Below are 12068 nucleotides of genomic sequence, written 5' to 3'. Positions count from 1 at the left end.
ACTTAATTTATGCGCTGTTTAATGTTTTACTTGGGCGACAAAAAATCACGGCGTCTCCCGCCGAGCTAATTTCAGCGTCTTATGCTTATTCATCACCAGGTATTGCGCTGATGTTGCGGGAGTCGCTTCAAGCGCCAACAAGAGCAGGAACAAATATGAAAAAGTCAGCTATTGCGCTCGCACTGTCCGTCGCCGGACTGTTTTTGAGCGGTTGTAACGACAAGGAAGCATCACAGGCAAACTCGGCAGCAAAAGCCACAGCCGCGACTGAGGCTTCGGCGTCAGCCACTAACGAGGCGAAGGCCGGCCAATTTGCTGATTTCAGCGCCGCTTTTATCGAGTCTCTGTGGCAGGTCGCCCCGACCTGGGCACTGTACAGCGGCTATCACAAATACGATGGCATTCTTGAGGTGCCGGACGACGCCAACCGTCAAAAGACCCTGGATTTTGTTGCCAGGCAGCGTGCTAACCTCACGGCTTTTGATGTAAAGAGCCTGCCCACCAGTGAGCAGATTGATTACCGCCTGATTGAAAACCTGCTCAATAACTTTGAGTGGGAGATCACCCGCTTCAAGTCGTGGCAGTGGGATCCGTCCGGCTACAACGTTTCCGGCGGCTTTGCGCAAATCATCAATGAAGAATTTGCGCCGCTGGATGAGCGCTTGCGCTCTGTGATTGCCCGGCTTGAGTCGGTGCCTGCCTATTACGTGGCGGCTCGCGCCAATATCGCCAATCCGACGCTTGAACATACTGAGCTGGCACTGCTGCAAAATCAGGGGGCGTTTTCAGTATTCAACGATGAGCTTGCCGCCAAAGTAGCCGCCTCTGGCCTGACTGATGCCGAAAAAGCACTGTTCAGCAGCCGTTTTGAGGCAGCAAAAGCGGCCGTGACTGAACATATCACCTGGCTTGAGGCGCAGGTTGCCACCCTCAAGAAAGACGGTGCGCGGGATTTTCGTATTGGCGAAGCCCTGTATGAAGAAAAGTTTGCCCTCGATATTCAGTCCGGCATGACCGCCAAGGCGCTGTACGAAAAGGCCAGCGCCGACATGGCGCGGGTACACGGCGAAATGGCGCGCATCACCACCGAGCTGTGGGGCAAGTATTTTGAAGAGCCTATGCCGGAAGATAAAAAACTCGCGACCCGAATGCTGATTGATAAATTGTCCAGCAAACACGTGGCGCGGGACAAATTTGTCGACGAGGTAAGGGCGCAGATCCCTGAGCTGGTGAAGTTTGTTAACGAGAAAAAACTTATCACCCTCGATCCGGCCAAGCCTTTGGTCGTGCGTGAAACCCCTGAATACATGCGCGGCTACGCTGGCGCGTCCATCAGCGCCCCCGGTCCCTACGACAAGGGCGGCAACACCTACTACAACGTCACGCCGCTCGATGGCATGAGTGACGAGTCAGCCGAGTCTTATCTTCGCGAATACAACCACTGGATTTTGCAGGTGCTCAATATTCACGAAGCTATCCCGGGGCATTACACCCAGCTCGTTTACTCCAATGAATCCCCAAGCCTGGTGAAGAGCCTGTTTGGTAACGGCGCCATGGTGGAAGGCTGGGCTGTTTACACCGAGCGCATGATGCTCGAAGAGGGCTACGGTAACTTTGAGCCGGAAATGTGGCTCATGTACTACAAGTGGAACCTGCGGGTGATTGCCAACACCATGCTTGATTACAGCATTCAGGTGAAGGGCATGAACGAAGCCGAGGCGATGAAGCTGATGACAGAAGAGGCGTTCCAGCAGGAGGCCGAAGCACAGGGCAAGTGGCGCCGCGCGACCTTAAGCCAGGTGCAGCTGACAAGCTACTATGCCGGTTATCGTGAGATTTATGATTTCCGCGAAGAGCTTAAGGCCAAGGATCCGGCGCAGTTTGATTTGCGTGCCTTCCATGAGCGCTTCCTGAGTTTTGGCAGTGCACCGGTGAAATACATCCGTGAGCTGATGCTCAAGTAACACTTTCATTATTAAGCAGTCATTACCGGCTGCAATACGACAAAAAGGCCGCTAAGCGGCCTTTTTTATCGGTCAATGTCCGGTTTGTGGTCGCTTTTGCTGAAAAATAGCCGCCGAAGCAGTGATTCTTGTTCAACTCTGTGCAAAAACATTTTGAGCCGTCGCCTTGGTGTGATAACGTAAATGACAACCGTTCGCATTACCAAGTGAGTCAGTAAACAGGCGCCATGAACACGATTTTGTTGGTTGAGGATGACTGCGGCTTTCGTGAATTACTCGCTGAAGCCCTGCAAAGAGAAGGATTTCAGGTTCAATGTGCCGTCAACGGCAGGGATGCACTGTCGCGGCTTGAGCAGTTTACCCCGGATGTCATTTTGCTGGATTTGATGATGCCCGGCATGGACGGCTTTGATTTGCTCACCCGTCGCAGTGACCGAACCCCGGTGATAGTGATTTCTGCACTCGACAGTGAAGAAGAGCGCATCAAGGGCTATGAGCTCGGTGCCGACGATTTTCTGACCAAGCCATTCAGCATCAAGGAGCTTTTGGTGCGTATTCAGGTGCTTGCGCGCCGCCTGCAGCCAGCTGCCGACAGCAAAGCCGGCACCGATGTCTGTTTCGATGAAGCCCGTTATGCGGTGCAGTTTGGTGACAGCCAGGTGGTGCTCACCCAAACCGAATTCAAATTATTCCGCTATCTGTTTGAGCGTAAAGGGCAGGTGGTCACCAAGGCCGAGCTGCAGCGCAGTGTGCTGCATAAAGAGCTTGGGCGTTTTGACCGAAACCTTGATATGCATATCAGCAATACCCGCCGCAAACTGGCCCAGACCCGTCTGCCCAAGAGCCTTATCAATACCGTACGCGGACAGGGTTACAGCTTCGCCGTCTGATCCCAAGAAATCCGGCGCCTTGCATTCAAGTAGCCGCGCTTTTGGTTTATTCTATGGCAACTTGCGGGCCTGGCTGGTGGCCGGGCCCGGATCACAGACCTACAGCAGGAATTTTTGATGCGGATCAGTGCCAATTTTGACGGCGGCAACATTCAGGTTGTCAGCCAGGACGATAACGACAATATTCAACTGGCCATCCGTCCCGACGAGGGCGGCGAGTTTTATCAATGGTTTAACTTCCGCATGGAAGGCGATGTCGGCAACCATTACCGTTTGAACATCATCAACGCCGGCACAGCTTCCTACGTAAAGGGCTGGAGCGACTATCAGGCCGTTGCCAGCTATGACAGACAAAACTGGTTCCGGCTGCCAACCGAATTTGTTGATGGCAAGCTCGTTATCGATGTCACCCTCGATTGCTCCAGCATTCAAATTGCCTATTTCGCGCCTTACAGCTACGAGCGTCATCTGGATTTGCTCTCAGCGGTGCAGATGCACCCGCTGGTTGACCTTGAGCACCTGGGGCTGACCCTCGATGGCCGCGATCTCACACTGGTTAAAGTGGGTGATGGCGATGAAGCGAAAAAGAACATCTGGATCACCGCCCGTCAGCATCCCGGCGAAACCATGGCCGAATGGCTGGTGGAAGGCTTGCTTAATCGTCTGCTGGACCGTGAAAACGCCACCGCCAAAGCGCTGCTCGACAAGGCCAATTTCTACGTGGTGCCCAACATGAACCCGGACGGCAGCGTGCGCGGCCATCTGCGCACCAACGCCAAGGGCGTTAACCTCAACCGTGAATGGCAGACGCCATCACTTGAGAAAAGCCCGGAAGTGTTCCATGTGGTCAACAAGATGAAAGAAACCGGCGTGGATCTGTTTTACGATGTCCATGGCGATGAAGGTCTGCCCTATGTATTCCTCGCCGGCTGCGAAGGCGTACCGCGCTGGGATGAGCGGATGGCGGGGCTGCAAAAGCGCTTTACCGAGGCTTTGTGCCTTGCCAGTGCCGATTTTCAGACCGAATTTGGCTATGCCAAGGATGAGCCGGGTAAGGCCAATCTGACCATAGCGTCAAATTGGGTGGCCGAAACCTTTGGCTGCTTATCCAACACCTTGGAAATGCCGTTTAAAGACAACGCCAATCTGCAAGACCCCTTTGTTGGCTGGTCCCCTGAGCGCAGTCAGCAGCTTGGCGAAGCCTCACTCATCGCCATGCTGGCGGTCGTTGACGGATTGAGGTAAGTCCATGGCCCTGGTGCAATGTCCGGTTTGTAACAAGCGCATTTCCAGCAAGGCTGGCAAGTGTCCGCACTGCAACAGCGCCAATGACGATAACGGCTCTTCGCTTCGCATTGGTCATCTTAAGCGCTCACAGCGGCTTATGAACCAAAGCTTTCTGGCGATGACACTGTTTATTGCCGGGGTAGTGGTAATGTTCTGGGGCGGCGAAGAGCCTGAAGGCATGCGCCTGAACGCCGGCGCTGTGCTGCTTACCCTGGGTTTTGTGGGTTATCTCATTACCCGTGTTCAGATAGTTTTGCATAAGCGAAAGAGTGTATGACCGATATTACAAAGCTGATTGATGAACTGCCCCAAGAGGCTTATCTGCGGATGCTGTCGGCGGCTGAGCTTGGCAAATGGGATGATGGCACGGTCTTGACCGAGGCGCAGCGTGAATATGCGCTGCAGGTGGTGATGCTGTATCAGGCAAGACGCCTCGATCAGGACGAGCATTTCACCATCGGCCGCGGCGGCGCCATCAACGAGCTGTCAAAGAGCGAGCTTAAACGACGCATGGCCAAGGATTTTGGCGGTGACACCATCGCCACCTTTGCTAACGACGAGCTGTGATCTGAAGCTGTCCCCGTTATCTGCTGTTAATGGCGAGATGACATCTGCTCTTAAGCGCAAGATCTGCTGTTATGGGCAAGATGTCATCTGCAGTTAAGCGCGACAGCAGCGACCGCTTTAATTAACGCCATCGCGGGATAAAACAAAAAGCCGGTCTTCTGACCGGCTTTTTTACATCTGTAATGTACTTAAATATTTAAATCAATTACTTGGCATTTACTTGATTCAAGCTCGCAGCTTAAGTCTTTCGTTAGTAAATAAACGGCTTTGCCTTTCAATTAACAGCTTAGTTATATCAGCTTAGTTAGGTGTCAGCTCGCCCACCAGATTGGCCTGCATCGCGGCTTTTATCTCATCGCTGGTCAGGTTTTTGGAAAGCAGGTAGTGCAGTTTGGCTAGGCAGGCCTCAATGGTCATATCGGCGCCGCTGATAACACCGGCCCGCGCCAGCGCGTTACCTGTGGCGTAGCCGCCCATATTGACCTTGCCCTGGAAGCATTGGGTCAAATTCACCAGCACTATGCCGCGCTCGTCAGCGTCACGCAGGGTTTTTAGCAGCGCAGGGTCCTGCGGCGCATTGCCGACACCGAAGGTGAGCAGAATAAGCGCCTTCACCGGCTGCTGCAGCACGTTAATAAAGATGTCGGTGGAAATACCGGGGTACAGGGTGACCACGCCCACCGGCTGCGGTGAAATCCTGATCACATCCAGCGGCTCAATCTTGCCCGAGGCAATAGTGCCGGCCTTGAGATTAATGGTGATGCCGGCTTCCATCAAGAGCGGAAAGTTGGGCGAAGCAAAGGCATCAAAACCATCGGCATGGGCCTTGGTGGTGCGATTGCCACGAAACAGCTTGTTGTTGAAAAACAGGCATACTTCGGCCACCGGATAACGGGCGGCAATATAAAGCGCATTCAGCAGATTGGTCTGGCCGTCGGAGCGCAGCTGCGCCAACGGGATTTGCGAGCCGGTGACGATAACGGGCTTACCCAGCCCCTGCAGCATAAATGACAGCGCCGAGGCGGTGTAGGCCATGGTGTCGGTGCCGTGCAGAATGACAAAGCCATCATAGACATCGTAATTATCGCGGATATCATCAGCAATCATCTGCCAATGGGCCGGCGTCATGTTGGAGGAGTCAATCAGCGGCGAATATTCGTGGATGACGAAGTCCGGCATTTCTTCATGGTAGAACTCGGGCATGGCTTTAACGCACTGGGTCAGGAAGCCGGCGACGGGCGCAAAGCCATGGTCGGTTTTCTGCATGCCTATGGTACCGCCGGTGTAGGCGACATAGATGGAAGGCTTTTTCATGGGTACCACTTTTTAACTTTGATTTTGAGGGAATTATAAGGATTGTGGCGCCCAAGCGAAACCGTGGGCCATGAAAAAGCCCGGCAATTGCCGGGCTTTTTTGTCAGCGTAAAGTTGCATCACTGAATTTCACAGTACTCGCAGTAAAGATAGAGCGCGCGGGGGTCGTCAAAGCTTGTCAGCTGTTTAAGCGTTTTATCCCAGGCGCCAAGCAGGACTTTAAGAGTGCTGTTAACCGCGCTGTTAGCCGTGCTGTGCGGCGCGCTGCTGATGCTCTCAAGCGGAAGCAGCTGGCCCACAGTGGCAAAAAGCTCCTGCATAAACACTTCTTCGGCCGACATCGGCTGCTCAATTACGCGGGTATCAAAGGTTTCCATTCCGGCAAGCTCGGCTGCTTTGGCAATCGCTTCGGGCATATCACCAAGCTCGTCCACGAGCCCCAGCTCCAGCGCCTTTTTACCGCTCCAGACACGGCCCTGGGCAATGGCATCTACCTGCTCGAGGGTCATGCTGCGCTCTTTGGCGACCAGACCAATAAACTCACGGTAGCCGCGCTCAACGCCGCGCTGAATTGCCATTTCCAGTTTGGGTGACAGGCTTTTGAACGGGGAGTGGGCCGACCATTCGCTGGTGGCTACGCCGTCGGCATGAACGCCGATGGCATCGAGCGACTCTTCAAAGGTGGTCATCAGGCCAAAAATACCGATGGAACCGGTGAGGGTAGTCGGAGTTGCGAAGATATGGTCGGCGCTGGCGGAGATCCAGTAGCCGCCGGACGCGGCCATGCTGCCCATGCTCACCACCACAGGTTTGCCTGCGGATTTAAGGGCAATCAGCTCCTGACGAATTTCTTCTGAGGCAAAGGCACTGCCGCCAGGGCTGTCGACCCTGAGCACAACCGCTTTAATCTTGTCATCAAAGCGCGCCTCGCGGAAAAGCTCGGCGGTGCTCTTGCCACCGATGTCGCCGGGTGGCTGGCTGCCGTTCAGAATAGTACCTTTGGCGACTATGATCCCGACGCTGTCAACCGGTATCAGCTGCGGCGCCGGCGCGACCAGGCTCAGGTAGTCGTGAAAACCGACCTGCTTGAAGCTGTGGGAGTCTTCTTCACTGGATTTGCCAACAAGCTCAACCATGGTTTCGCGGAATTGCTCCGGCGTGGCGAGCTTATCGACCCAGCGCTGGGCGAGTGCAAGCTTGGCGCCATCGCCATCCTGCGCGTCCAGGCGGGTGATGTAAGTGTCGGCATCAAGCACCAGCTCGTTTACTGCTATGCCACGGTTTTCGGCAACAGTGCTGCTGTAACTGCCCCACAGGTCGTTGATAAGCGCCTGACTGGCTTCGCGGGCAGCGTCTGACATGCCATCCAGTATGTAGGGCTCAACCGCTGACTTGTAAGTTCCGACCCTGAACACGTGGGTTTTCACCTTAAGCTTTTCGAGCGCCGACTTGAAATAGAGGTTATAGGAGGCGTAGCCATCGATAAAAAGCTCGCCCTGGGGGCTTAAATAAATCTCATCGGCAAAGCTTGCGAGGAAATATTCGTTGCGGCCATACCAGTCGCCGACGGCAACCACTTTTTTACCGGCATCACGGAAGGTTTTCAGCGCATCGCCAACCGCCGAGAGTTTGCTTATTCCGGCCTGCATGCCGGAAAGCTCAAGCACTATCATGCTGACCCGCTCATCTTCGGTGGCATTCTCGATAACGTACAAAACGTCGGAGAGCAGGATTTCAGCGTCTTCGGCATTGTCGCCCTGGCGCATCAGGCGCTCAAACGGATCAACGCGGCGGGCCTGATCGACCAAGGTGCCGGACAAATCGAGTACCAATGCCGAGCCCTTGTCGATTTTCAGCTCTTCTTCGCTGCCCATGGCCACCACGGCCGCAATAATTACTACTAACAGCAGCGGGAAAAATATCAGGTTGAGCACCAATTTGCGGAAAAAGTTGAGCAGATTCCAGATAAACAACATGATGTTTTTGGCTGTCGAAGATTTTTTGGCCATTCGGCACTCCATTCAGAATTTCTTTGCATATCCTACCGCAAAAGCAAGCCCACGGTGAAAGCCAATTGTAAAGGATTTTAACAATCCGCGCAGGCTCATGTTGAGCTTATACTCAACACAGGATATGCTCACTTGAATCACCTGTTTTAAAAGGATGTTTGAATGTCGTTTCCCCATCTGCTGGCCCCGCTGGATCTGGGTTTTACCACACTGAAAAACCGCGTTCTCATGGGCTCGATGCACACCGGACTTGAAGAAGAAAAGGGCGGATTTGAGAAGCTGGCAGCCTTTTATCGCGAGCGCGCTGCCGGCGGTGTTGGCCTGATTGTCACCGGCGGTATTTCACCGAATTTACGTGGCCGCCTGGCGCCAAATGCAACCCAGTTAAGTTTTCCATGGCAGGTTGGCCGCCACCGCATCGTGACTGACGCCGTGCATGAGGCGGGCGGTAAGATTTGCATGCAAATTCTCCATGCCGGCCGCTATGGTTATCATCCGTTTTCACTGGCTCCCAGCGCGATTAAATCGCCTATTACGCCGTTTAAACCGGGCGCCATGTCCAACCGTCAGGTGCGCGGCACCATCAAGGATTATGCAAGCTCGGCAAAGCTTGCCAAAAAGGCCGGTTACGATGGCGTTGAAGTCATGGGATCTGAAGGCTATCTGATTAACCAGTTTATCTGCGAGCGCACCAACAAGCGCACCGACGACTGGGGCGGCAGTTTTGAAAAACGTATCCGTTTTCCGCTTGAGATAGTGCGCGCCATCCGCGCCGAGGTCGGCAGCGACTTTATTATCATCTTCCGCTTATCCATGATTGATTTGGTCGAAGACGGTTCAAGCTGGGAGGAAGTGGTTGCCCTTGCCAAAGCGCTCGAAACGGCCGGTGTCAGCATCATCAATACCGGTATTGGCTGGCATGAGGCCAGGGTTCCGACCATCGCCACCAGTGTGCCGCGGGCGGGCTTTGCCTGGGTGACAGAGCGGCTTAAAAAAGAGGTGTCGGTGCCGCTGGTTGCCACCAATCGGATTAACACCCCGGAAATTGCAGAGCAGGTGCTTTCCAGTGGTCAGGCCGATATGGTGTCGATGGCAAGACCGTTTCTGGCCGATCCTGAGTTCGTCAATAAGGCCGCCGCCAACCAGAGTGCACTGATTAACACCTGCATTGGCTGTAATCAGGCTTGCCTTGATCACACCTTTAAAATGCAGCGCGCTACCTGTCTTGTTAACCCGCGTGCCTGCTACGAAACCGAAATCACCTTCCACCCGACGCAATCGCCAAAACGCATAGCGGTGATGGGCGCAGGCCCCGCCGGTATGGCGTTTTCTGTTTACGCGGCAGGCCGTGGCCACAAGGTGGTGCTGTTTGAAGCCAAAACCGAAGTCGGCGGCCAGTTTAACCTTGCCCGCAAAATCCCGGGTAAGGAAGAGTTCAACGAAACCATCCGTTATTTCAATGAGCAAATGCAGCAGACCGGCGTGGAGCTCAGACTCAATACCCGCTTGGATGCCTCGGTGCTCTGCGCTGAGCACTTTGATGAAGTCGTTATCGCCTCGGGTGTAGTGCCCCGCGCTCTGGATTTGCCGGGCTTTGATTCGCCAAAGGTTGTGACCTATCAACAGGTACTCAATGGTGAGGTCGAAGTGGGTGACAAGGTGGCGCTGATTGGTGCCGGCGGTATCGGCTTTGATATGGCGCATTTCCTCGGCGAGAAACAATCCACCACCCTTGATCCCAAGCGCTGGCGTGCGCAGTGGGGCATAGACGAGAGTTACGCCAATCGCGGCGGCCTTGCCACGCCGGTGAAAGAGGCTACCGAGCGCACCATCTATCTATTGCAGCGTAAAACCACGCCCATGGGCAAGGGGCTTGGAAAAACCACCGGCTGGATCCACCGTGCTGTGGCCAAAATGCATGGCGTGGTGCAGATGACCGGCGTGAGTTATGAGCGCTTTGATGAAAAGGGGCTGCATATTCGCGTTGGTGATGACGCGCAGGTGCTGGATGTGGATACCGTGGTGCTGTGCGCCGGACAGGAGTCCAACCGCGTGCTGCTGTCTGAAATGGAAGGTACAGGCAAGCCGGTGCATCTCATTGGCGGCGTGGATGTGGCAGCTGAACTTGATGCCAAGCGCGCCATTCGCCAGGGTGCAGAGCTTGCGATGCGGATTTAAGCATCCATTTCAGCCTGTATGAATTAGCCCGCAACTGCGGGCTTTTTTATGCCGCTTTTTTCTTATAAACCCCTGTTCTTAATCCCATAGAGTTTTTCGGCTTTGATGATGCCGTAGTGCCACAGTAATAGAACCGATGGCTGCGTATGCGCCGATTGAGGGCTGATTTGATATCAAAATAAAAGATTCAATTTGCCAGATATGACGTTTGGTTTTTGAATGCGTCAGTGCAGTTTATTGAATTGGTGGAAAAAATAGCAAAGCTTCAGCTGTGAAATGTATTGAATTTAAGGCGTGGATGCGGGCAGGTGCCGGAAAACGAGGACAAAAAAGTCAGTCGACCAGAGCCTGTTTGGAAAACACAGTCGGCGGGGCTGCGCGGGCCGGGGTGTCGGCACCCTTGGCGGATAAATCGAGGTTCAGATCCGAATCTGGCACGCAGCAGCAGGGCAGGCATTCATCGGCTTCAAGGGCTGCCAGCGGCTCGGTAAAGTAACGCACCTTGCCACTGAGCACCTTGGTTTTACAGGCACCACAAAAGCCGCTTCGACATTCGGAGAAGATGCGGACTTTTTTGATTTCCAGTGCTTCGAGCAGCGACGGCTGCTGTCCGTTGAACAGCAGCGTTGGCTCGCCGTGAAGGCTGACAATGGGTGCCTTTTTAAAGATCAAAGTCGGAGAACTCGTTTTCATCGACAGAGGCGTCGATTTGGCCAACCAGATAGGACGAGACTTCCACTTCCTGAGGAGCCACCTGTACCGCGTCACTTTCAAGCCAGTTTTTCATCCAGGGCAGCGGGTTGGTGAGCTCGGCATAAGGCTGAGCGAGGCCCACTGACTTCATGCGCTGGTTGGTGATGAACTCCACGTACTGACACAGAATTTGTTCGTTCAGGCCAATCATGGAGCCGTCTTTAAACAGATACTTGGCCCAGGCTTTTTCCTGCTCGGCGGCGCGCACGAACAAATCGTAGGCTTCCTGCTCGCACTCTTTGGCGATTTCGGCCATTTCGGCATCGTCCTTGCCACCCTGCATGATGTTGATGATGTGCTGGGTAGAGTTCAGGTGCAGCGCTTCATCGCGGGCAATAAGGCGGATGATTTTGGCGTTGCCTTCCATCAGTTTGCGCTCGGCAAAGGCAAACGAGCAGGCGAAACTGACGTAAAAGCGGATGGCTTCGAGTGCGTTCACCGACATCATGCACAGGTAGAGCGCTTTTTTAAGCTCACGTACTGTCACTTCCACCAGATGGCCGTCCACTGTGTGGGTGCCCTGACCATGGAGATGATAAATCTGGGTCAGCTTGATGAGCTTGTCGTAGTAGGCCGAGATGTCGCCGGCGCGCTTGAGGATTTCCTCGTTCACCACGATATCGTCGAACACCACAGACGGGTCGTTGACGATGTTACGGATGATATGGGTATACGAGCGGGAGTGAATGGTCTCGGAGAACGACCAGGTTTCAATCCAGGTTTCCAGCTCAGGCAGTGACACCAGCGGCAAAAATGCCACGTTGGGGCTGCGACCCTGAATCGAGTCCAGCAGGGTCTGATACTTGAGGTTGGAGATAAAGATGTGTTTTTCGTGATCCGGCAGTTTACCGAAATCGATTTTGTCACGGCTTACATCGACTTCTTCCGGGCGCCAGAAGAACGACAGCTGTTTTTCAATCAGCTTTTCGAATACTTCATAACGCTGCTGATCGTAACGGGCAACGTTAACCGACTGACCAAAAAACATCGGCTCGCGGGTGGCATCGTTGGGTGTTTGACAAAAAGTACTGTAAGCCATGATTTCTCTATTCCGGTATAAAGGGGGCCAAGCCCCCCGTTAACACTAAATGTCCCTGTAGTAGCCT

10 protein-coding genes are annotated in these 12068 nt (G+C 54.0%); 6 read left to right on the top strand and 4 right to left on the bottom strand.

The annotated features are described in order from the left end of the window. Positions 1–155 precede the first annotated feature (155 nt). The 5 genes from KJI95_RS13390 to KJI95_RS13370 all read left to right on the top strand — a co-directional run bounded on the left by KJI95_RS13390 (position 156) and on the right by KJI95_RS13370 (position 4708). Positions 156–1964 (top strand): DUF885 domain-containing protein, encoded by a 1809-nt coding sequence (locus KJI95_RS13390; protein ID WP_214507711.1) that lies wholly within the window; start codon positions 156–158, stop codon positions 1962–1964. 227 nt (positions 1965–2191) lie between these two features. Then, on the top strand, positions 2192–2854 hold the full coding sequence (locus KJI95_RS13385) for a response regulator transcription factor (protein WP_214507710.1): 663 nt from the start codon (positions 2192–2194) through the stop codon (positions 2852–2854). A 117-nt stretch (positions 2855–2971) separates the two neighbouring features. Next, positions 2972–4099, top strand: a complete 1128-nt coding sequence (locus KJI95_RS13380) for a M14 family metallopeptidase (RefSeq protein ID WP_214507709.1) — start codon at positions 2972–2974, stop codon at positions 4097–4099. Between the two features lie 4 nt (positions 4100–4103). Further along, positions 4104–4418 carry a zinc ribbon domain-containing protein gene (locus KJI95_RS13375; protein ID WP_214507708.1) on the top strand — a complete coding sequence of 105 codons (315 nt, stop codon included), beginning with the start codon at positions 4104–4106 and terminating at the stop codon, positions 4416–4418. Further along, positions 4415–4708, top strand: coding sequence for a YeaC family protein (locus tag KJI95_RS13370; protein ID WP_214507707.1), 294 nt, complete (start codon positions 4415–4417; stop codon positions 4706–4708). Before KJI95_RS13375 ends, KJI95_RS13370 begins: the two co-directional genes overlap by 4 nt. A gap of 300 nt (positions 4709–5008) precedes the next feature. Here the strand turns inward: KJI95_RS13370 and ansA are convergent, their stop codons facing one another. Then, positions 5009–6022: an asparaginase gene (gene ansA, locus KJI95_RS13365; RefSeq protein ID WP_214507706.1), complete on the bottom strand. Its 1014-nt coding sequence runs from the start codon at positions 6020–6022 to the stop codon at positions 5009–5011. Between the two features lie 119 nt (positions 6023–6141). After that, positions 6142–8031 (bottom strand): signal peptide peptidase SppA, encoded by a 1890-nt coding sequence (gene sppA / locus KJI95_RS13360; protein WP_214507705.1) that lies wholly within the window; start codon positions 8029–8031, stop codon positions 6142–6144. A gap of 162 nt (positions 8032–8193) precedes the next feature. On the opposite strand from sppA, the gene KJI95_RS13355 reads away from it, so the two are divergent. After that, complete coding sequence (locus KJI95_RS13355; protein ID WP_214507704.1) at positions 8194–10209, top strand: oxidoreductase; 2016 nt, start codon at positions 8194–8196, stop codon at positions 10207–10209. 333 nt (positions 10210–10542) lie between these two features. Here the strand turns inward: KJI95_RS13355 and yfaE are convergent, their stop codons facing one another. Together yfaE and nrdB are read right to left on the bottom strand one after the other, a co-directional pair. Next, positions 10543–10902, bottom strand: coding sequence for a class I ribonucleotide reductase maintenance protein YfaE (gene yfaE, locus KJI95_RS13350; RefSeq protein WP_214507703.1), 360 nt, complete (start codon positions 10900–10902; stop codon positions 10543–10545). Further along, entirely contained in the window at positions 10871–12001 is a 1131-nt protein-coding gene (gene nrdB, locus KJI95_RS13345) for a class Ia ribonucleoside-diphosphate reductase subunit beta (protein WP_214507702.1), read from the bottom strand. Before nrdB ends, yfaE begins: the two co-directional genes overlap by 32 nt. Positions 12002–12068: the final 67 nt, after the last annotated feature.

Source organism: Shewanella jiangmenensis, from assembly GCF_018596335.1.
Classification (GTDB): domain Bacteria; phylum Pseudomonadota; class Gammaproteobacteria; order Enterobacterales; family Shewanellaceae; genus Shewanella; species Shewanella jiangmenensis.
This window is presented reverse-complemented; position numbering and strand designations above follow the sequence as displayed.

Bases quoted from the DNA above. Each gene is read 5' to 3' on its own strand.
- KJI95_RS13390 (WP_214507711.1), top strand. From the start codon at position 156: ATGAAAAAGTCAGCTATTGCGCTCGCACTGTCCGTCGCCGGACTGTTT.
- KJI95_RS13385 (WP_214507710.1), top strand. From the start codon at position 2,192: ATGAACACGATTTTGTTGGTTGAGGATGACTGCGGCTTTCGTGAATTA.
- KJI95_RS13380 (WP_214507709.1), top strand. From the start codon at position 2,972: ATGCGGATCAGTGCCAATTTTGACGGCGGCAACATTCAGGTTGTCAGC.
- KJI95_RS13375 (WP_214507708.1), top strand. From the start codon at position 4,104: ATGGCCCTGGTGCAATGTCCGGTTTGTAACAAGCGCATTTCCAGCAAG.
- KJI95_RS13370 (WP_214507707.1), top strand. From the start codon at position 4,415: ATGACCGATATTACAAAGCTGATTGATGAACTGCCCCAAGAGGCTTAT.
- ansA (WP_214507706.1), bottom strand. From the start codon at position 6,022: ATGAAAAAGCCTTCCATCTATGTCGCCTACACCGGCGGTACCATAGGC.
- sppA (WP_214507705.1), bottom strand. From the start codon at position 8,031: ATGGCCAAAAAATCTTCGACAGCCAAAAACATCATGTTGTTTATCTGG.
- KJI95_RS13355 (WP_214507704.1), top strand. From the start codon at position 8,194: ATGTCGTTTCCCCATCTGCTGGCCCCGCTGGATCTGGGTTTTACCACA.
- yfaE (WP_214507703.1), bottom strand. From the start codon at position 10,902: ATGAAAACGAGTTCTCCGACTTTGATCTTTAAAAAGGCACCCATTGTC.
- nrdB (WP_214507702.1), bottom strand. From the start codon at position 12,001: ATGGCTTACAGTACTTTTTGTCAAACACCCAACGATGCCACCCGCGAG.